Annotated in this window: 20 protein-coding genes; 14 read left to right on the plus strand and 6 right to left on the minus strand. The window is 54.5% G+C overall.

Features of this window, described 5'->3' with window-relative positions:
- Nucleotides 1-95: 95 nt before the first annotated feature.
- The 10 genes from GFC01_RS11465 to GFC01_RS11510 all read left to right on the plus strand — a co-directional run bounded on the left by GFC01_RS11465 (nucleotide 96) and on the right by GFC01_RS11510 (nucleotide 12,381).
- Nucleotides 96-530 carry a universal stress protein gene (locus GFC01_RS11465; protein WP_152947265.1) on the plus strand — a complete coding sequence of 145 codons (435 nt, stop codon included), beginning with the start codon at nucleotides 96-98 and terminating at the stop codon, nucleotides 528-530.
- Between the two features lie 245 nt (nucleotides 531-775).
- Entirely contained in the window at nucleotides 776-1,297 is a 522-nt protein-coding gene (locus GFC01_RS11470; protein ID WP_152947266.1) for a nitroreductase family protein, read from the plus strand.
- A gap of 243 nt (nucleotides 1,298-1,540) precedes the next feature.
- Nucleotides 1,541-2,209: a Crp/Fnr family transcriptional regulator gene (locus GFC01_RS11475; RefSeq protein WP_152947267.1), complete on the plus strand. Its 669-nt coding sequence runs from the start codon at nucleotides 1,541-1,543 to the stop codon at nucleotides 2,207-2,209.
- 621 nt (nucleotides 2,210-2,830) lie between these two features.
- A complete protein-coding gene (locus tag GFC01_RS11480; protein ID WP_152947268.1) occupies nucleotides 2,831-3,223 on the plus strand; it encodes a hypothetical protein in 393 nt (130 codons plus the stop codon).
- 57 nt (nucleotides 3,224-3,280) lie between these two features.
- Nucleotides 3,281-4,237 (plus strand): TSUP family transporter, encoded by a 957-nt coding sequence (locus tag GFC01_RS11485; protein ID WP_152947269.1) that lies wholly within the window; start codon nucleotides 3,281-3,283, stop codon nucleotides 4,235-4,237.
- Nucleotides 4,238-4,371: 134 nt separating this feature from the next.
- A complete protein-coding gene (locus GFC01_RS11490; protein ID WP_341473924.1) occupies nucleotides 4,372-5,151 on the plus strand; it encodes a DUF169 domain-containing protein in 780 nt (259 codons plus the stop codon).
- 270 nt (nucleotides 5,152-5,421) lie between these two features.
- Nucleotides 5,422-7,545, plus strand: coding sequence for a molybdopterin-dependent oxidoreductase (locus GFC01_RS11495; RefSeq protein ID WP_152947270.1), 2,124 nt, complete (start codon nucleotides 5,422-5,424; stop codon nucleotides 7,543-7,545).
- A gap of 24 nt (nucleotides 7,546-7,569) precedes the next feature.
- Nucleotides 7,570-8,091 carry a 4Fe-4S dicluster domain-containing protein gene (locus GFC01_RS11500; protein WP_152947271.1) on the plus strand — a complete coding sequence of 174 codons (522 nt, stop codon included), beginning with the start codon at nucleotides 7,570-7,572 and terminating at the stop codon, nucleotides 8,089-8,091.
- Nucleotides 8,092-8,093: 2 nt separating this feature from the next.
- Nucleotides 8,094-10,259 carry an FAD-dependent oxidoreductase gene (locus tag GFC01_RS11505; protein ID WP_152947272.1) on the plus strand — a complete coding sequence of 722 codons (2,166 nt, stop codon included), beginning with the start codon at nucleotides 8,094-8,096 and terminating at the stop codon, nucleotides 10,257-10,259.
- 244 nt (nucleotides 10,260-10,503) lie between these two features.
- Complete coding sequence (locus GFC01_RS11510) at nucleotides 10,504-12,381, plus strand: methyl-accepting chemotaxis protein (protein WP_152947273.1); 1,878 nt, start codon at nucleotides 10,504-10,506, stop codon at nucleotides 12,379-12,381.
- A 27-nt stretch (nucleotides 12,382-12,408) separates the two neighbouring features.
- Here the strand turns inward: GFC01_RS11510 and GFC01_RS11515 are convergent, their stop codons facing one another.
- Nucleotides 12,409-12,630 (minus strand): hypothetical protein, encoded by a 222-nt coding sequence (locus tag GFC01_RS11515; protein WP_152947274.1) that lies wholly within the window; start codon nucleotides 12,628-12,630, stop codon nucleotides 12,409-12,411.
- A 188-nt stretch (nucleotides 12,631-12,818) separates the two neighbouring features.
- Here GFC01_RS11515 and GFC01_RS11520 point away from each other — a divergent pair, with 188 nt between their 5' ends.
- Complete coding sequence (locus GFC01_RS11520; protein ID WP_152947275.1) at nucleotides 12,819-13,475, plus strand: ComEA family DNA-binding protein; 657 nt, start codon at nucleotides 12,819-12,821, stop codon at nucleotides 13,473-13,475.
- Nucleotides 13,476-13,499: 24 nt separating this feature from the next.
- A complete protein-coding gene (locus GFC01_RS19395) occupies nucleotides 13,500-14,294 on the plus strand; it encodes a lytic transglycosylase domain-containing protein (RefSeq protein WP_243137507.1) in 795 nt (264 codons plus the stop codon).
- Between the two features lie 13 nt (nucleotides 14,295-14,307).
- Here GFC01_RS19395 and GFC01_RS11530 read toward each other — a convergent pair whose 3' ends face one another.
- Nucleotides 14,308-15,045 (minus strand): DUF421 domain-containing protein, encoded by a 738-nt coding sequence (locus GFC01_RS11530; protein ID WP_152947276.1) that lies wholly within the window; start codon nucleotides 15,043-15,045, stop codon nucleotides 14,308-14,310.
- Nucleotides 15,046-15,112: 67 nt separating this feature from the next.
- Entirely contained in the window at nucleotides 15,113-15,598 is a 486-nt protein-coding gene (locus tag GFC01_RS11535; RefSeq protein ID WP_152947277.1) for a hypothetical protein, read from the minus strand.
- A 182-nt stretch (nucleotides 15,599-15,780) separates the two neighbouring features.
- Between GFC01_RS11535 and GFC01_RS11540 the strand changes: the two genes are divergently transcribed.
- A complete protein-coding gene (locus GFC01_RS11540; RefSeq protein ID WP_152947278.1) occupies nucleotides 15,781-16,662 on the plus strand; it encodes an HpcH/HpaI aldolase/citrate lyase family protein in 882 nt (293 codons plus the stop codon).
- A gap of 79 nt (nucleotides 16,663-16,741) precedes the next feature.
- Entirely contained in the window at nucleotides 16,742-16,912 is a 171-nt protein-coding gene (locus GFC01_RS18785; protein ID WP_194174922.1) for a hypothetical protein, read from the plus strand.
- Between the two features lie 65 nt (nucleotides 16,913-16,977).
- On the opposite strand, the gene GFC01_RS11545 is transcribed toward GFC01_RS18785, so the two are convergent.
- The 3 genes from GFC01_RS11545 to GFC01_RS11555 all read right to left on the minus strand — a co-directional run.
- Nucleotides 16,978-17,427, minus strand: a complete 450-nt coding sequence (locus GFC01_RS11545) for a hypothetical protein (RefSeq protein WP_152947279.1) — start codon at nucleotides 17,425-17,427, stop codon at nucleotides 16,978-16,980.
- Nucleotides 17,428-17,447: 20 nt separating this feature from the next.
- The gene (locus tag GFC01_RS11550; RefSeq protein WP_152947280.1) at nucleotides 17,448-18,167 is read right to left on the minus strand and encodes an NAD(P)/FAD-dependent oxidoreductase; all 720 of its coding nucleotides are present in this window, start codon (nucleotides 18,165-18,167) and stop codon (nucleotides 17,448-17,450) included.
- 227 nt (nucleotides 18,168-18,394) lie between these two features.
- The coding region (locus tag GFC01_RS11555) for a ComEC/Rec2 family competence protein (protein WP_152947281.1) at nucleotides 18,395-19,181 on the minus strand (787 nt) is incomplete at its 5' end.

Below are 19,181 nucleotides of genomic sequence, written 5' to 3' on the forward strand. Positions count from 1 at the left end.
AAACGGTATGTCAGGCAGGTTTTTCCCTTCCGGTTGTAGAAGATATCTGTCAAAGATAGATAATATTGTTTAACTTAGAAGGAGGTATGGCAGGCATGAAGATCCTGCTGGCTGTGGATGGTTCGGAAAATTCCCTGCGGGCCGCCAGGCAGGCTTTGCGCTTGAGCAAGCTGAACCCGGATATAACAGTTACCGCTTTGTATGTGGGCCCCTCCTGTTATGACCTTTTCCCCGAGCCCGGCATATGTGCCTGGATCCAGCAGAAGGAACTGGATCAGGAAATAGAAGCCCGGGCGGAAAAAGTCTTTGCCGCCGTGCAGGAGATTTTTGCCGGGGAAGGTCAACCTTTAACCACAGCTGTGGAACGGGGGGATACGGCGGAGGCCATCTGCCGGGTGGCCGGGGAAGGTGGCTTTGACCTGGTGGTGGTGGGCAGCCGTGGTTACGGGGATCTTAAGGGCATCTTTCTGGGCAGCGTCAGCCACAAGTTACTGCACCTTTGTTCCTGCCCGGTGTTGATTGTTAAGTAATTAACCGGGGGTGGTTTGCCTGTGATTGAAGGTGCGGGTGAAAAAAAGTTGATGTATCAGGTGCTTTAACTTTACGGTGTCTGGGGCGGGTGTCTGTCCCAAAGGCTTCCGGTGGGTAAAATATTAATATGTCCGGTTTATCTATAAAATATCTTTTGCGAAATATCTCTTTTCGATGAACTTTTCTCCGTGGGATGTTAGATTAGGGGCATAATATAATTACCCTTACGCAGGAGGATGGATCCATGTCCCAAATTTTATCCCTGGTCAGAAGCCGTTATTCCGTCAGGCATTACAAACCCGATGAATTTCCCCGGGCGTTTCTGGATCAGATCCTGGAGGCCGCCCGCTGGGCACCTTCCGCCGGCAACCTGCAGCCCTGGTTCTTTTACGTGGTGACCCGGCAGGAAGATAAGGAGGCCCTGGCGCAGGCCGCCCTGAACCAGCGCTTTATCGTTCAGGCGCCGGTGGTGATTGTGGTTTGCGCCGAGCCGGAGCGATCGGCCCGGGTATATGGTGAACGGGGCCGCCGTCTCTACTGTTATCAGGATACGGCCGCCGCCGTGCAGAACATGCTGCTGACCGCCACCGCCCTGGGTCTGGGGGCCTGCTGGGTCGGCGCCTTTGACGAGGAGCGGGTTGGCCGTTACCTGGGAGTGCCCGCTGGCCGGATACCGGTGGCCATTGTTCCGGTGGGCTATCCCGCCGATGATCCCTCCCGCCGCCCAAAGAGAAGAGAGATAGAAGAGATAGTGAGTTTTGTTTAATCCGGCGGCCGGTCTTAAGGCCGTGTCTTATTTTTAGGACCACTGGCATGTGCCGGTTGGGAAAACCATTGACAGCATGAGAAAGGAAAGAATATAATTATTGATAAATATATTAATTATACAACAGCTCCGATTTAAATAACCGGGTGCTTAAAACAAGTCCAATCTTGATCTTGTTTTAATAAAAACTTTGTCAAATCCAATGATTAACGACCAACGACCTTTTCCCGGGAGGTGCTAAAAATGGGTGGGGTCAATTTGGAAACAGTGACCCTGGATGATATAGAGAAAATGCTTATTCGTCAGGCCGGTTCCACCGTTCATTATCCGAAAGGTCACGTTATTTTCGCTGCCGGCGATCTGGCGGACCGGGTGTATCTCATTGAAAGCGGTTGGGTAAAGATTTACCGTTTGTCAGCCGACGGGCGGCGGGTGACGGTGGGCAGTATCCGCAGTCCGGGGGAGTTAATGGGCCTGGCCGAGACCTTATGGGGCGGCGAGCGTACCTGTTTCGCAGGGGCCATTAATAACGTAACTATGGTGGTGTTGCGCAAAAACAAGTTCGAAGACCTGATGGGCGCCCATCCCTTTTTGGCCATCAAGGTTGCCAAGCTTCTGGGCGCCCGTATGCGGGAAGCCGAGGCCATTATTCATGAAATGGTCTGCTGGCAGGCCCCGGGCCGTCTGGCCCTGACCCTGTTGAAAATGGGCGAGCGCTGTGGCACGGAAACCAAAGGCGGCATTAAAATAGATCTGCAGCTAACCCATGAGGAACTGGCCAATATGGTGGGTACCTCCCGGCAAACAGTGACATCCCTTTTAAATACTTTCAAGCAGGAGAAAAGCATCGCTTACGAAGGAAGGGCCATCAATATTGTCGATCCGGATAAACTGGCCCGCTGGATAATGTAAGCCGGCCGGCTGAGGGCCGGCTTAATTTTTTGGGATTTGATGAAACTTTTGGATGCGCCGGGTATTTAAAGCGAATTCTGGGACTGGACAGGGTTCTTGACTCCCTTGAGGGACGCCTTTGTTATTCCGGTGACAGCGCTTTGCAAGGGTTTACCCCGGGTGGTGGTTGAACCGGCCGGCTTACAGGAACATGGAAATGGAAAGTGGTAAAACAGGGGTTAATGTATTGAAACGAATTAAAGAGGTTAAGGACCCCCGGGGGTCCTTAATCCGGGAAAGATCTTTGCCCCGGGTTGAAGCCGCACCGTTATTCTTTTCCTGGCACCTCAAGCAAGGTGAATACTTGTTTCCAGGGAATATATGTTCATAATATGTCAAATAGAAGACAAAATAAGCGTCATCAAGATGACATATATAATGTCAGCAAGATGACGCTTGTTTTGTCTTTTACACGACACGGGTCCCGCCCCGGATCTGTTATCGTTAGTATAAGTTAAAGTTATATTAAATGGTGGTTAGCAGGGGGGTGATGACTATCGATCGATAACGAGGCAACTGGCATTGTGGTAATTTGCAGTAGTTGCTTTTTTCGGGATTCGTGACAAAGTGAGGAATGGAATTATGAACAAATGGTTGGAAAGGATAAATCGCCTGCTTCATCCCCACCGGGCCAGGCAGGAGAAGCTGATGTCCCGCATGACCGAATACAGGGAACTGTCTTCCCTGGCCATGGAAATAGGGGATCGTACCACTTATGCCATGCTGCAAAGGGAAATGAACGAAATGTTTTGCGAATACCTGGCCTGGTGTTTTCTGGACGGAATCGGCTTTTTGATCCCCCACGCTTTGTTTATGTGGTTGCTTAGCCTTAAGTTCAGGGTAATCTCATTACCTGCAATTGGCAGTGAAGTAAATATAATTATCTGGTATCCCCTTCTGGCCATCATGTTTTATTTACTACGCTGGAGATGGAGAAAAAGACAGACACGTACTCCTGGTATGATTACGGGTTAATTAATCAGCACTAAGTTACTGTGCAGCATAAAGGACAATACGGAGGTGCATTATTAAATGGAATTTCACGTGGCGGGTGTTACTGTCAGCCCAATAATCATTATTCTGTGGATGCTCTTTGTAGGCTTTGTCTTTTCCACCATCGGCGCTGCCGGAGGCATCCTGGCCGGGGTGGGCCACATCACCGTCTTTGGCATGAAAAAGGCGAACATCATTAAACCCATGAACCAGATTCTCACCCTGGTCAGCCCCATTATCTCCACGCCCCTGTACCTGCGGGAGAAGCGCCTGGTGGTCCCGGCCGCGGTGGCCCTGGGCCTGGGCGGTATCGTCGGTGCGTTGATTGGTTCATGGCTGTCCCATACCTACCTGCCGGATATGAAATCCTACAAGCCTCTTTTCGGTCTGATCACCTTTGTTATTGCCGGCCGTCTCTGGTATGAGCTTACCCCCGGTTTCCGGGAAAGGCAGCAGGCCATTAAGAAGGCCACCAAGGCCTTTGAAAACAGAGTCAAAGAATTGAAGGCCGCCGGCAAGCTCAACGAACTGAAGGAAATTGGGGTCAAATTCACTGAAATGGGCATTAACAACACCTTTACCTTTGCCGGCGAAACCTTCCGTTACAATGCACTCTCTCCCTTTATCGTGGGTGCCCTGGTGGCCATTATTTCAGCGGCCCTGGGCGTGGGCGGGGGCTTCCTGCTGGTTCCTTACCTGAGCAGTATGCTGGGTTTTCCCATGTTTATCGTGGCCGGCACTTCCACCCTGTCCATCCTGGTTTCTTCGGCCACCAGTATCGGCAACTACCTCCGCATGGGCAGCAACCTGGACTTTGCCATGATCGGATTTGAGCTGGTTGGTATTCTGATTGGTTCTTACCTGGGTCCCACCCTTTCCAAGTACATCAAGGGTGTTTACCTGAAGGGCTTCCTGGCGGTGGTGCTTACCTACATCGGCATTGGTTACGTTTTCGGTCCCATGATCAAGGCTGCCATCGGCATAAGCATCATCTAGCGGATAGGTAATCGGGTGGGCCGGTCGGTTGACCGGCCCTTGCCGGACAAATGGTACAAAAAACCAGCCAGCGGATTTTGTAATACGGTCCCGAACAGCGGAACTGAATACTTTCAGGAAAGGAGAGCGCCAAAGTGAGCGAGGAAAAGATGACCTATGCCGAAGCGCAGGAAATCTTTGAGCGTTTGTTAAAGCTGGACTATCATCCGGTGGCCATCAAATTTTTCGATTCCCTGGAAGAAGCAGAGAAATACGAAGCAGAAAAAAAAGCGGCGGCCAAAATTACCTTCTGTCAGTTTACCGCCGCCTCTCGCATGGCTAATTATGTTTTAAAGGGTACCGATGAAAATATCATGTGTGACAACTGCCTGACCACCTTTGGCTTCCGGGAACCCTCCGATGAAGAGGCCAAAGGCCACGAGAAGTACGTGGTGGATCCCGAGTTTGCCAAAGAAGTGTTAAAAACCAAGCCCCGCATGCCCCTGGGCCAGATGAAAGCCTTTCTTACGGCACCATTGGCCAAAACGCCGGTGGAACCCGATGTGGTCATGTTCATCTGCAACCCGTTGCAGGCCTATCATATCCTGAACGATTATATCGGCGCCTTTAAAGTGCACCCCCTGCAGTTCAACCACACGGTGAACTCGGCCGTTTGCGGCGGGGTTGTCTGGACCTTTCTTACCCACAAACCCAATATGAATACCATGTGCTCGGGCAGCTATACTTCCGGGAAGACGGAAAAGGGCGAGGTCAATGTCTTTATCCCGGGGGATCAAATCCTGGGAGTGGCCCGGCAGCTCAAATACCGCACCGAAGTATGCCACGGCGCTTCCTTCCCCTACACCGGAACGGAGTGGCCGGGGCTGGATGTCTGCAAAAAATGTCCCATGGTTAAATTTAAAGATTTGGAGTAGGCAAAAAAGATAATTAATAGTAGAATTAAAAAGCGTTAAACAAAAATAGATAAAACCGAAAAGAGAAAATGAGAAGCAGCCTTAAGGGCTGTTTTTTGTTTATATATTTTTATGAACTATTGCAACCCATTAACTTATACTATTATCTCAGAATTGTCTCTAAAAGAATGTCTGTTAGAAGACAGACGTTCGGTCCTTTCCCCGACATTTTCATTTACTCTTTTGTGTTATAATCACTTTCGATAAGAATTAATTATTATTGCTATATGAATGTTACCGTACTCGGGGAGGGACTTAAATTTGTCAGATAAAAAAATTATTCATAGTATTTGCTTTATGTGTACAGTAAGGTGCCCTATTGTGGTTATGGTTGAAAACAACGACGTCAGGCTCATTGAAGGCAACCCGCATGTTTCCGGCATAGAAGGTAGCATTTGTGCCAGAGGAGCGGCTGGCGTAGGTCTTTTAAATGATCAGGAAAGGCTGAAAAAGCCATTGATCAGAACTGGCCCCAGGGGTTCCGGTAAGTGGAAGGAAGCCACCTGGGAAGAAGCGCTGGATTATATAGCCCAAAAGATCAATGAGATAAAGGGGAGGTATGGTGCTCGTAGTATAGCCCTGGCTGAAAGGGCCCACCTTAACTCACATATAAGCAAAACCTTCGTCAGGGCTCTGGGATCACCTAATTATTTTACCCACGACTCTTGCTGTAAGGGTTCTTTAAACACGGCTTTCCGGTCTCTGACCGGTTACACCGATGCACGGGTGGGGGTGGATCTGGGTCGAACAAAGCATGTAATCTTTTACGGTCGTAATATTTTTGAATCTTTAGAGCTGAAGCAGGTTAAACAACTGGTAAAGGCCATGGAAAATGGGGCAAAAGTGACCTATATCGATCCCAGGGTTACCATTACAGCCACCAGGGCGGATAAGTATTTGATGATCAGGCCGGGTACCGATCTGGCGCTCAATTATGCTTTAATGCATGTTATTTTAAAAGAAAAACTTTACGATCGGGAATATGTCCGGCGCTGGGTGCTGGGTCTGGAAAGGCTTCGCGACTTTGTGGAACCCTGTACTCCGGAATGGGCGGAAAAGGAAACCGGCATACCGGCCTATGAGATTGTGAACCTTGCCCGGGAGGCGAGCGAGGCCAGTCCCGCGGTTATATTTCATTACGGATATCGTTCTTCCAATTATACCAATGAAATATATTTCAGGAGATCCATTATCATGTTGAATGCCCTTTTGGGCAGCATTGAGACGCCCGGTGGTATTTTCTTTAAAAAGGGACTCAAGGATGCGGGGAAAAAACCTTTGAGGAAGTTAACGGATCAAGAACTGCCTGAAGTAAAGGAGGTTAGATGTGACGGTGTAGGTACTCCTGAATTTCCTTTGCCAGATTCGAGCCATGGAGTGGTCCAAATGCTGCCTGAAGCGATCCTGGCGGAAGACCCCTATCCCGTCAAGGCTTTAATTGTCTGGCGATTTGATCCCCTCCTCTCTATTCCGGATTACGAAAAGAACATGCGTGCTCTAGAAAAACTGGATTTACTGGTAAGTATTGATATACAGTTCAGTGAAACCGCCTGGTATTCCGATGTAATCCTGCCGGAGTCCATCTACCTGGAAAGGGGCGATTCCATCCAGGAGGCAGCTGGTTTGAAGCCCGCCCTCTTTATCAGGAAGCCTGCCGTGACGCCGAGATATGATACCAGGCCGGGTTGGGAAATCATGAAGCTCCTGGCCGAAAGATTGGGTATCGGACGTTATTTCCCTTATAATTCTCTGGAAGAATTATGGAACTATCAGCTGGAAGGTACGGGAATCAGTTTAAACGATTTTGCGGAAAAGGGATTTGTCGAAGTGATTGACAGGCCCATCTACTGGGACCGGAAAGACGGAATTAAACTGAATACCCCGTCCGGGAAGATTGAGTTTGTATCCAGTTTGCTGGAGAATAACGGTTTTCCATCATTTCCCGACTATGAGCCGGTCTCCCCTCCCCCGCCGGGGCATTTCCGCTTGATGGTTGGACGCATGGCGGTTCATACCCATGTTTCGACGCAGAATAACCGGTACTTAAGCGAGCTGGTACCCGAGAACGTCCTCTGGATTAACAGACAGGAAGCGGAGAGGCTGGGGATAAAAGAAGGGCAGATGGTGGAAGTCAAATCCCACCGGGGCAGGGGTCTTATACGTGCCTACGTCACAGATCTCATTCATCCCGAGGCCGTTTTCATGTTGCACGGGTTCGGCCGTAATGTTCCTTTACAATCCAGGTGTTTCAATAAAGGCGCCAGCGATACCATGCTCCAGGAAAATATATCCGATCTGGTTGGTGGAAGTCCGGCGCTGCAGCATGTTTTTGTAACCGTAAAACCAGTCCAGTGATTTACCGGTCAGGAGGTTGATGGCATGAGTTATTATTCCCTCCATCAAAATGAAAGGAAATGCATTTCCTGCCATAGTTGCGAAGTACAGTGCATGGTTAATAAAGGTTTACCTCCTGGCTCCCGCCTGAATGAGATCATTGCGGTGGGTCCCGTGAAGGTGGAGGGGCAGCCCCGGGTGCTTTACCTGTTCATGTCCTGTTTCCATTGTGAAGTGCCCTGGTGCGTGCGGGCCTGTCCCACCGGGGCCATGCAGAAACGGGCAAAGGACGGCGTTGTTTTTGTGGATCAGGAAATTTGCGTAGGTTGCAAGAGCTGCATCCTGGCCTGCCCCTGGGGCGCGCCTCAATGGGATGAGAAGAAAGGCAAAGTAATCAAGTGCGATTATTGTAAGGATAGAATTGACGCGGGATTAAAACCGGCCTGTGTCAGTGCCTGCCCCACGAACAGCCTGGGTTTTGACCGGACTGAACGTGTACCAAATGAAAAGCGAAAACAATTTGCCCGCCAAATTTTCGAGGCAAAATATGCCACAAGGGGCCTTTAACCATGGGAAGAGATGAATGTGCGGTTAGAAAAACCACAGATATTTTAACCGCTTTCCTTGAGGAAAAGGGGTTTTGCAATCATTGTTATCATAACTTTGTCAGCGTTCTTGGTCTGTTGATCGGTATTGGTCAGGGGGAGGCCGTTCCCGGTGATTTAACCCTTATTGAAGAACTGTCCCGTAGTGCCGTGATATCGTGCCGTTGTGGCCGGGCAGGGGAAGTGGCGGATAAGTTCCTGACCGTCTTGCAGTCTCACCGGGACGATTTTATCGTACACATTGAAAACCGGGTCTGTCCGGCCGGCCAGTGTCCCCGCTTGATCCCGGCGCCCTGCCAGGCCGCCTGCCCGGCCGGTATAGATATACCCAATTATGTAGCCCTGGTGGGTCAGGGAAGGTACCGGGAAGCTCTGGAACTGATCAGGGAAGACGTGCCCCTGCCCGGAGTGCTGGGGCGCATCTGTGAACATCCCTGCCAGCAGGCCTGCCGCAGGGGGCAGGTGGATAATCCCATCCCCATATGCAGTTTGAAACGCCTGGCCTACGATAGGGGGGCGGAAAAAGAAGCGCCGCCGCCTCCGGAAAGGAAGCACCCGGAGCGTGTGGCCGTGGTGGGCGCCGGCCCGGCGGGCCTATCCTGCGCCTACTTCCTGGCCCGCCGGGGTTACGGGGTCACCGTTTTCGAGGCCATGTCCGAACCCGGCGGCATGCTGGCTTACGGCATACCCCCCTACAGGCTTCCCCGGGATGTTTTAAGGGCTGAAGTGGAATATATTCAGGCCCTGGGTGTGGAAATAAAATTAAACCATCCCATTGACGGGGGAAAGGCCGTGGCCGGGTTGTTGAAGGAGGGATACGCCGCCGTTTTTCTGGGCACCGGTGCATGGCAGGGTTCCCTGCCCGTTTCCGGCGCACAAAAATATAAAAATGTCATGGAAGGCGTCACCTTCCTCCGTCAGGTGAATGAGAGCCTTTTAAAAGGTGAGGGACACGGCCCCATGGACCTGCGGGGCAAAAAAGTGGTGGTGGTGGGCGGCGGTAATGTGGCCGTTGATGCCGCCCGGGTTTGCTTACGCCTGGGGGCGAAGGAGGTAAGGATTGTTTACCGGCGCACCCGCCAGGAAATGCCGGCCCTGCCCGAGGAAATAGAGGCGGCCCGGATGGAAGGGGTGATTTTTGATTTTCTCGTTTCCCCCACCGGCCTGGGCGGCGCGGATGATGTGGCCACCTGTCTGGAGTGCGTGCGCAACGTCCTGGGCGAACCCGATGCCCGTGGCCGGCGCAAGCCGGTTCCGCTTCAGGATTCGGACTTCAAAATAGAAGCGGATCTGATTATTTTTGCCGTGGGGCAGAAACCGGATCTTTCTTTCCTGGATGGCCTGGAGGTGGATGTGTCCGGCGGCCGCATCGGGGTTGATCCCGGTACCATGCAGACTTCCCTGCCGGGGGTCTTTGCCGGGGGTGATGCGGTTACCGGTCCGGCCAGCGCCATCAGGGCCATGGCTGCCGGGAAACGGGCGGCATTGGCCATTGAGGCCTACCTGCAGGGCCGCGCTCCGGAAGCATCCATAAAGTATCCCGTGAAGAGAAAGGCGGCAAACCTGATGGCGGTGGATGCCGCCCAGAAGGCCCGTTCGGGCAGGGACTACTTTCACCATCTTTATCTGCCCGGGCAAAAAGATACCTTTGCGGAGGTAATGGGGGGCCTTGACCCGGCAGATGCTCTGAAGGAAGCCGGTCGCTGCCTGCGGTGTGACCTGTGCATAGCCTGCGGGCAGTGTGTGCGCAGCTGTCGGGAAGTGGGGGCCGACGCCCTGCAGCTGGGTTATGTGGACGGTGGTAGCGACTGCGGCACGGATTTCCTGCGCTCCGGGGACAGGTGTATCGGTTGCGGCACCTGCGCGGTAAACTGTCCTACGGGAGCCATTACGGTGGAGGATAAGGCAGGTGTGCGGGAAATTCGCCTGGGTGGAGGCCTGGTCAGCCGGGTGGACCTGGTTGCCTGTACGGTATGCGGCCAGCCCTTTGCCACGGCTAAACAGATCGTCCGTTTGAAGGAACTGGTTGGTGAACAGGATGCCGCCTGGCAGCGGCGGGACTGGGTCATTTGTCCCGCCTGCGCCCGGAAAATCTGGCCCGGGAAAATACATGGCACATTGATCAGTTAGCTGGGTTTATTTAATGGCGATTTATCAGCCAGCCCGTGCATACCCGGGCTGGCTTAAATATTGGCAGGATTGTCGTGCAACTGACATGTGCAATGTCTTCCAGATGACATATCACCGGTTATTCGTTTGTTATCATTCTGTAAGATTAATGTTATATGGTTGTAAGAAGAAAGATTTATGATTCAGGAAAAAGGCCATTTCCTTATGGCCGGAAGAAACCTTGTGAATAAGGTGGGTTTTTTGTATGTTCAACAGTATAAAGTCCCGCATTTTGGTACCTCTTCTGGTCATACCGGCCCTGGGGCTAATGATAATGATCATTTACGGCTCTTATCAGGTGCGCAATATTCTCCTGGGTCAGGAAATGCAGCATTTTCAATCTGTCCGGGCCTTTATCGAGAATGATCTGGAGGAAATGACCCGCCAGGCCCGTATGGGTATTGAAAGCGTGGTGGCCAATCCCGGTGTGCAGGAAGCCCTGGCGTCCCGGGACCGGGAGAAACTGCTGGCCCTAACCATGCCCGTCTGGCAGCAGGTCAAGGAGCAGGGCGTGGAGCAGTTTCAATTTCACCTGCCTCCGGCCACGGCCTTTTTACGCCTGCATATGCCGGAAAAGTTTGACGATGATCTTTCTTCTTTCCGGGCTACGGTGGTGGAGGCCAACCGGCAAAAAAAGGTGGTGGCCGGTTTGGAAGAAGGGCGCGGCGGTTATGGCTTCCGGGTGGTGGTTCCGGTGTTTTACCGGGGGCAGCATGTGGGCAGCGCCGAGTACGGGCTGGGGTTTAACCAGGCCCTGTTAAAAGCCTGGCAGGCACAGCTGGGTGGGGAATTTTTCGTTTACCGCCGGGGAGACCGGGGCATATCCTGGGTGGACGACAGGCAAAAAAATCTATTGACCGCCACCGCTGAGGATATTTATCCGGTGGAACAGGAAGTGGTGGAAAAATGCCTGGAGCAGGGGCAGTGGCAGATCAGCTATATTAATAACGGACGTTATGGGGTGCTCCTGCTGCCCCTGAGGGATTATTCCGGCGCCGTCACCGGTTATGTGAAAGTGGTGTCGAGCAGGGAAGGGATTTTAAGTCAATTGCGGGGGGCTTTTGTCAGCATTGTGGTAATCCTGCTGATTATTGGCGTCGTAATCCTGGGTGTCACTTATCTGGTTTTAAACCGCACCCTGATGACCGTTACCGGTATTATTGGAGAGATGTCCCGGGTAGGCGAAGGGGATCTGACGGTGTCATTACAATGCTCCTCCAGGGATGAGCTGGGGCATCTGGCGGCAGGATTCTGCCACATGCTGGAGAACATACGGGGGCTGGTGGGACAGGCCAGCGTTACGGTCAACCGGCTCTTTGCCGCCGGGCAGAATCTTTCCGCTTCTACCCAGGAGATGGCGGCAGGTGTTCAGGAAACCGCGGGCATTGCCGGAGGCCTGACCCGGTCCACGTCCCGGCTGAATGATGGTGCCCGGGAACTGACCCGGGCGGCCGGGGATGCCGCAAAGGTGGCCCGGGAAGGGGAGGAATCCATGGAACAGCTTTTAAGGCAGATGGGTCGCATTCAGGAGCTGACCGGTGAAATTTCCACCGCAATCCATGGCCTGGGGCAGCGTTCCCAGGAAATCGGGCGTATTGTGGAAATGATTTCGGCCATAGCCCAGCAGACCAACCTGCTGGCTTTAAACGCCTCCATTGAGGCGGCGCGGGCCGGTGAGCACGGCCGGGGCTTTTCCGTGGTGGCGGAGGAAATCCGGAAACTGGCCGAACAGTCGGCCCGGGCGGCTACGGAAATCAGTATGCTTATCCGTGAGATTCAAGAGGAAACGGCCCGGGGAGTGGAACGGATGGGCGACGGTGAGCGCAGCGTGCAGGATGGTACCCGTCTGGTGGATGAAACCGGTGTGCGTTTCCGGGAAATAGTCCTTCAGGTGGAACACATCACCGGGCAGATCCAGCAGGTGGCCGCCATTGTGACCGAAGTTAATGGGGCCAGCCAGCAGGTGGCGGCGGCAGCGGAAGAACAGTCGGCGGCCGTAGAGCATATCGCCCGGGCGTCCACGGAACTGGCCGGCATGGCGGAAGAACTGGCCGGGCACATCCGGCGCTTTAAACTGGAATGACACGGCAGAAACGGAAAAGCCGGTTTTTTAAAAACCGGCAACGGGCTGTTTCAGAGACCAGTGCAAGGGCGGCCTGTTCAGGGCCAGGGAGAGAATAAAGCGGTTGGTATCCTTTTCCTTGAGCTTCTGGCCCACAGGAATATCCTGTCCGGCCAGTCTTTGTTTTTCCAGGGGGCAATACCAATCGCTCAGGTAATGTAAATCGCTTTTGGCATGAATCCTCTTAAAATCAAACCTGGCAGCCATCACCGGCATCGACCCCCTTTGTTAAGATTAGGTTAACTTGATGTTAATATTATATTAAGCCCGGTTCTTGGATGTGTCAAGGGAAGAATCAATTTTTTATAGAAAATTTTTGGTGAAAATTTTTTGGATGCAGGGAGGAAAGCATATCTGCAAGTAGAATGATCTGGTAAAAAGTCGGAAGGGAAAAACAAATGTTTCAGTTCTCCAGGCGGCAGCAGTTAATTATTCTGCTCATCGCCGCGGTAATCGTCTTCGGGGTTGGATACCGCTACGCCCTGTGGCAGGGAAGCCGGGCCAGCGCGGAAAACGGGCCCGTACTGCAACAGTTTTCCGCTCCGGAGAATAACCCGTCAAACAAGGAGATCGTGGTGCATGTAATCGGAGCGGTGGAAAGGCCGGGGGTATACCGTTTCTCCCCGGGTGCCCGGGTGGAGGATGCGGTGAATAAGGCCATTGCCCGGCCGGAGGCGGATCTGAGCCGGCTCAATCTGGCCGCCCCCCTGGTTGACGGCAAACAGGTGATGGTCCCGGAAAAACAGGTGGCGGCGCCAGGCGTAGCGGCGGCGGTGGCGCCCGGAACCGGATCGGGGAACCAGGGTGATCGCAATCCTTTTGCCTCGTCATCCCCGGCCAGAGCTCCCAAGGGCGGGAGTCAGCCGGTAAACATCAATACGGCTGACCAGAAGGAACTGGAAACATTACCCGGTATCGGGCCGTCCCTGGCCCAGCGCATCATCCAGTACCGGGAAACCAATGGCGGCTTCAAGGTGCCGGAGGACATCAAAAATGTGTCCGGCATCGGTGATAAGCGCTATGAACAGCTGAAAGACCTTATCGTTGTGTATTAAAACGGAAGGGGAAAGGACAGCCATATGTATATCGGCCTTCTGCAACCCTGGACCGCCGGTGCATTTTCGCAGCCGGAGTCGCCGGTAATTCCGCAAAGCACCACTGTACACACCCCCTTTGTCCTGTTGCTGGCCCGGGCCATGGAGGAAGTGAACCGGGGTGAAATGGCGCCGCCCAACGGGCGGAAGGAAGAAGAAAAGTCCGGCCCGACGGGAGTGGATACATCCCGGACAGGCACTTTCCTGGCCGCCCTGGCCCCTGGCGGGGGGGCGTCTGATTTGACCACCTGGTTGCTCCCCCTAATCTTTCAGGATGCCCTTTCCCGGGAAGGGAATGTTACCGGTGGGAAGGTAACCGGTAAGCAGTTATCCCGCGCCTGTTTAGGGGACGGGATGGAACCATCCGCTGCTTCCGGGGAGCAATCCCCGCCCTCCATGGAGGAAATGTTCAACCAGGTGGCCGCCCGGTTTGGCCTGGAACCGGCCCTGCTCAAGGCGGTGGCCCGGGTGGAATCCGGTTTTAATCCTTACGCCCTATCTCCTGCCGGCGCGCAGGGTTTGATGCAGTTAATGCCCGCTACGGCAGCGGCCATGGGGGTGCGTGATCCCTGGGATGTCAGGCAAAACCTGGAGGGGGGTGCCCGCTACCTGCGTTCTTTGCTGGACCGGTACCACGGCAACGTTACCCTGGCCCTGGCCGCCTATAATGCCGGTCCCGGCGCCGTGGAGCGTTACGGGGGCGTGCCGCCCTACCGGGAAACACGGCAGTATATCCAGCGGGTGGACAGCGCCCGCCGTGAATTTTCGGCGGTAGTTTAAAGGGATAAAAAATTCATCTCCACCGGAGCCTTTTACTCGACCTTTTGGCAGTAGCCGGCCCTGTTTTCTCCTCCCTGTTTTTACAGGTACTGTCCTCATTGATAAACAGCTTTCCGTCGGTGCCCAGGGTGGCCAGAAATACCCGGCGGGGGTGCAGGCCGGCCTCGGCCAGGCGGCCCAATAGCCATTCCTCATCCAGGCCCACCTGGCGCAGGTTGTCCTTCATGATTGCTCCGTCCATAACCAGCACCGTGGGCAATCCTTCGTAGACGGTGGATATGCCCAGATCCTCGGGAGTGACCGGTCTTTTCTGGGATTTGGGAATGACGCTCAGCTTTCCGGAAGTTTCCAGTATGCCGAACTCCACGTCGCAGATATTAACCACACCCTTTTCCCTCAGCTGGGCCAGCAGATCATTCAGGTTGTAGCGTGCCCGGCGCAGTTCTTCTTTCAGAATATGCCCGTTTTTTATGACCACCTGGGCTTCCCCGTCCAGCAGACGGCGCAAAAAGGGGCTGTGCAGGGCGATATAGCTGAGGGCGATTTCCAGGACGCCCAGGGTAACCATGGGCAGAATACCCTGCCAGAGGGGGACGCCGGTGGATTCCATGGGAATGGCCGCCAGTTCGGCAATGATAATGGCCACCACAAAATCAAAGGGTGACAATTGTCCGATTTCCCGCTTACCCATCATGCGCACAATCAGAAGCACAATGAAATAAATTAGTATGGTGCGGTAAACAGTTTCCATGGTTGAACAAGCCTCCCGCTGGAATCATTTTGACCCGGGCGGGAGGCTGGTTATTCCTGGTGGAAGTTCAGTTAAGGGCTACGGGGTCCACGCAACCGGCCAGAATTTCCTGCAGCCTGTCCAGTTCCTGCCGGGGCCGGGTTCCCTGCAGGGACAGGTCAACCTGGGCCACCTGCCGTACCAGCAGATCCAGTCCCCGGTGGGCGTCGGGGATTACCAGCGCCCTCCAGGACTGGTTCCGGGTTTCGCCCACCAGGCTCCAGTCCGTAATGACCGTCAATTGTTCCTTTTCCCTGACCGTGGGCAGGACTTCCCACATTTCGGCCGTAAAACCGATGGCCACCCCCTGGCCTCCTTCCCAGTTCAGGTCCAGGGCCACCAGATAACGGCGGTTCTCCATTTCTATCAGTTCCCAATCAAACCAGTAGGGAACCTTTTCCCCCCGGTGAAAGCGGCGGAACAGGGGCTCCAGTTCGTCCTCAAGGGCGGAAACCATCACGATCATCCCCTTCTCCGATTCGCCGATAAAATCGGGTAAAGCGATCTCCCGCATAAACACACCTCCCTGGCAGTTTCCAAAAAGTGAAACCGGGCAGGAACAAATCCCTTCCACAACGAATTACAGGTAAACCGGCGCCAAAAATAAAACCGGCTTCATTTTCATTGTCCCACAAAGACCTGCCCCATGGCAAGTATTTTCACCTGCGAAAAATCAGCCCAGGAAGGTGATTGCTTATGTTTTCCTTGCGCACTCTGCTCTTCACCCCCGGCAATGATTCCCGCAAGGGGGAGAAGGCCTTTACCACGGGAGCCGATGCGGTTATTCTGGATCTGGAAGACGCCGTCGCCCCATCTCAAAAAGAAGCGGCCCGTTTGACCATTCGTCAAACCTTGGGCCGACCACGCCCGGTACCGGTGTTTGTACGCACAAACAGTGCCCAGTCGCCCCATATCCTGCACGATCTGCAGGCGGTGGTGGACCTGCCTTTACAGGGGTTGATGCTGGCCAAGGCGGAATCGGCGGAAGATGTGTGCCGGGTGGACTGGTTGCTGGGCCTTCTGGAACAGGAGCATGGCCTGCCGGTTGGTGGAATTAAGTTGATTCCCTTTGTGGAGAGCGCCCGGGGCATCGCCAGGGCGGAGGAAATCGCCGCCGCCCCGCGGGTGTTTTGCCTGGCCTTCGGAGGTAACGACTATGCCATGGATCTGGGCGTTTCCTTTTCCCCGGAAGGAGATGAGTTATTTTATGCCCGCTGCCGGCTGGTGGTGGCCTCCCGCAGTGCCGGCATTGATCCGCCCCTGGATACGGTGAATCCCGACTTCCGGGACATCCCGGCCCTGGCGGCAGACGCCCGGCGGGCACAAAAGCTGGGTTTCCAGGGCAAGCTGGTCATCCACCCGGCCCAGGTGGCACCGGTAAATGAAGTTTTCACTCCTTGCGCCGAGGAAATCAGCTGGGCGCAAAAGGTGGTGGAAGCCTTCGCCAGGGCGGAAGCGGCGGGCAGCGGCGTGATCCAGGTGGAGGGGCGAATGGTGGAACTGCCCATTGTCCGCCGGGCGGAAAAGTTGCTGGCCGCCGCCCGGGCCAGAAAAACCCCCGGTAAAGGGAATGAATGATGCTGGAACGAGGTAACTTATTGATGTGGAACATTGTCAGGGAAGGAGTTGACCAATCCTGTCTGACAGAGGTAAGGAAATGTCATTGCCGACCGTTCGGTTTCCGGAAAAGGCGTCCACCCGGGCAACCCCTGCCTTCGCTCCGGGGAATGAGGACCTGCTGGAGGAGCCGGCCACCCGGGAAGAAAAGAAAAGGGGCGATTTTACCCGGGTGACCACCCTTTCCTTTGATGAGGTGGAACCCAGCTGAGTTGTTGGGGAACAGAACGGCCTCCTCCAGGGAGTGGAGCATTTGTCCGGAGTTTTTCAGTAACTTTAACTTTTCTTTAGCTCCCCGGCCAGGGTTGCTGCCAGCTCGGGGTTTTGTTCCTTTATGCGGGCGAGGTAGAGGAAAACGCTGCCGGGGTAGTCGATATTCTCAGTTAGAATGGCATTTTCCAGGCAGGTACGCACCAGGGCGATGACGCAGTCGGGTGAGTGGTTGTCCCGGCACTCCCGGCACTGCCGGCAGGTTTCGGCCAGCCCGGCGGCCACCACTTCCTGTTCATATGGCTTAAAGTCGTGCTGGGGAATGAGTTTGACTGCCCCGGGGATGTCCAGCACATTTTTCTGCCGGGCAAATTTCAATACCTTGCGGGCAAAACCCACCAGGCAGTTATCCGGCCGGCAACCCGATTCCACGTAATCGCAGCGCTGGCATATCTTTTCTAAAGAGGCATCCATAGCGGCCAGGTCCACTTCACCGGCGCTTCTGATATCGGTCATGTTTTTCCTCCTTTGCGGGTTCAGTTTTCGCTGTGCAGGAAACGGGTGAACTCATCCAGTGCGGAGTCGTCTTTGGGGGAAGAGAGCATATCCGCCGGGGGCAGGAAGGCCTGCAAACCCAGCCGTTCCACCGCCCGGCCCAGTTTTTCCCGTGGCTGTCCCAGCCCACGGAAACGTTCCAGTATGAATTCCAGCAGGTCAGGCACCTTATCCTCAGGCACCCGGCGGGCAATAATGTCACCGTGCCGGGGGCGCTGGCTGCCGGCCAGCCCGCCGATGGATACGTCGAAAACCCCTTTGCCGGCGGCAATTACTCCGAAATCGGCACAAAAGGGATCGGTGCATCCCCTGGGGCATCCGGCCACGGCAATTTTAAAATCCTTGGGTACCTGTCTCCCCAGGAACCGCTCCTGAAGGGTTATCCCCAGTTCCAGGGCGTCACCCAGGGTGCGGGGGCAAAGGGATTCATTGCCCGGACAGGCCTTAACCGGCCGCACCACATTGCCAAAGGGCGCCACCTTCAGGCCCAGACCGGCCAGTCCGGCCGCCAGCTCACCGGCCCGTTCCTCCGGCAGGAGCACCAGTACCGTCTGCCTGGTGGTCAGTTTGAGATGCCTGGCGCCCGTTTTCCCGGCCAGCCGGGCCAGCCCGGCAAATTGTTCGGCGGTGAATACACCACAGGCCGCCGCTATATCCACCGCCAGGAGTCCGTTTTTTTGTTTGAAAAAGCCTTCTCCCATTTTTTCACCTTCCTTATTAATTAATATTAATTCCTTCTATCATTAGATTAAAATTCCTGCATTGAAAACAAAAAAGCCACCCCCGGCGGTGAAAATTTTTCAGTGCGGGAAATGGATAGATCCCGGGGGATAACTTCCAGTGGTAGGTTTTTGCCAGTGGTGCGGCGCAGGTAGTACCAGCAGGGAGGAGGTAGAAACAGTTTGGACCGGATTGCGGGGTTGCTCATTTATGCCGCCTGGCGCCGGCGGCCGGTGTTCACCCACAGTTTTTGCCCGTCGGTGGTGATAATCACCGCTCCGTCCAGATCGGTGCGGTAAACCTTCACCGGCATCCGGGACAGGCGGTCGAGGGTTTCCGGAGCCGGCTGGCCGAAATTGTTATGACGGCCCACGGAAACCACCGCCACGTCGGGTTGGGCTTTTTCCAGGAAGGAAGGGAGCAGGTAGCGGCTGCCGTGGTGGGGCATTTTCAGGACCGTGCAATTTAAATCCGCGGTAGAATCCAGGAGTGCCTGCTGGGCTTCCAGCTCCATGTCTCCGGTGAGAAGAAACACTTCGGTACCATAACGAATACGCAGCACTACAGAAGCATTGTTAAAATCGGACCGGGTGCCGGTGAGCAGGGGGCGGGGCGGTCCCAGCACATCTATGACCAGGGCCGGGTCCAGGTGCAGGCGGTCTCCCATTCCAGTGATCCGCACCGGTATGCCCCGGCCGGCCATTTGGGCCAGCAGCAGGGAATAAGCGGGGGATAGTTTATCTGCCGGGGGCCGGTATGCTCCGGAAAGGTCCCCCTCCTCCGGGATGGTGTTAGCCTGCTCCGGGCTTTTCTTTTCTGCTTCCCCTGTGTTCCCCAGCGGAGGTATTAACACCATTTTCACCGGAAAGGTTCCGGTTACTGCCTGTATTCCCCCGGCGTGATCCTCATGGGGATGGGTAATCACCAGCGCGTCCAGGGACCTGACCCCCTGGCGGCGCAGGTAGGGCACCACCACCTTTTCCCCGGCCCCTTCC

This window comes from Desulfofundulus thermobenzoicus (assembly GCF_009428905.1).
GTDB lineage: Bacteria > Bacillota > Desulfotomaculia > Desulfotomaculales > Desulfovirgulaceae > Desulfofundulus_A > Desulfofundulus_A thermobenzoicus.

What these genes read in the sequence shown, in the direction of transcription:
- GFC01_RS11465 (WP_152947265.1), top strand. Translation starts at nt 96, where the DNA reads ATGAAGATCCTGCTGGCTGTGGATGGTTCGGAAAATTCCCTGCGGGCC.
- GFC01_RS11470 (WP_152947266.1), top strand. Translation starts at nt 776, where the DNA reads ATGTCCCAAATTTTATCCCTGGTCAGAAGCCGTTATTCCGTCAGGCAT.
- GFC01_RS11475 (WP_152947267.1), top strand. Translation starts at nt 1,541, where the DNA reads ATGGGTGGGGTCAATTTGGAAACAGTGACCCTGGATGATATAGAGAAA.
- GFC01_RS11480 (WP_152947268.1), top strand. Translation starts at nt 2,831, where the DNA reads ATGAACAAATGGTTGGAAAGGATAAATCGCCTGCTTCATCCCCACCGG.
- GFC01_RS11485 (WP_152947269.1), top strand. Translation starts at nt 3,281, where the DNA reads ATGGAATTTCACGTGGCGGGTGTTACTGTCAGCCCAATAATCATTATT.
- GFC01_RS11495 (WP_152947270.1), top strand. Translation starts at nt 5,422, where the DNA reads ATGTTACCGTACTCGGGGAGGGACTTAAATTTGTCAGATAAAAAAATT.
- GFC01_RS11500 (WP_152947271.1), top strand. Translation starts at nt 7,570, where the DNA reads ATGAGTTATTATTCCCTCCATCAAAATGAAAGGAAATGCATTTCCTGC.
- GFC01_RS11505 (WP_152947272.1), top strand. Translation starts at nt 8,094, where the DNA reads ATGGGAAGAGATGAATGTGCGGTTAGAAAAACCACAGATATTTTAACC.
- GFC01_RS11510 (WP_152947273.1), top strand. Translation starts at nt 10,504, where the DNA reads ATGTTCAACAGTATAAAGTCCCGCATTTTGGTACCTCTTCTGGTCATA.
- GFC01_RS11520 (WP_152947275.1), top strand. Translation starts at nt 12,819, where the DNA reads ATGTTTCAGTTCTCCAGGCGGCAGCAGTTAATTATTCTGCTCATCGCC.
- GFC01_RS19395 (WP_243137507.1), top strand. Translation starts at nt 13,500, where the DNA reads ATGTATATCGGCCTTCTGCAACCCTGGACCGCCGGTGCATTTTCGCAG.
- GFC01_RS11530 (WP_152947276.1), bottom strand. Translation starts at nt 15,045, where the DNA reads ATGGAAACTGTTTACCGCACCATACTAATTTATTTCATTGTGCTTCTG.
- GFC01_RS11535 (WP_152947277.1), bottom strand. Translation starts at nt 15,598, where the DNA reads ATGCGGGAGATCGCTTTACCCGATTTTATCGGCGAATCGGAGAAGGGG.
- GFC01_RS11540 (WP_152947278.1), top strand. Translation starts at nt 15,781, where the DNA reads ATGTTTTCCTTGCGCACTCTGCTCTTCACCCCCGGCAATGATTCCCGC.
- GFC01_RS18785 (WP_194174922.1), top strand. Translation starts at nt 16,742, where the DNA reads ATGTCATTGCCGACCGTTCGGTTTCCGGAAAAGGCGTCCACCCGGGCA.
- GFC01_RS11545 (WP_152947279.1), bottom strand. Translation starts at nt 17,427, where the DNA reads ATGACCGATATCAGAAGCGCCGGTGAAGTGGACCTGGCCGCTATGGAT.
- GFC01_RS11550 (WP_152947280.1), bottom strand. Translation starts at nt 18,167, where the DNA reads ATGGGAGAAGGCTTTTTCAAACAAAAAAACGGACTCCTGGCGGTGGAT.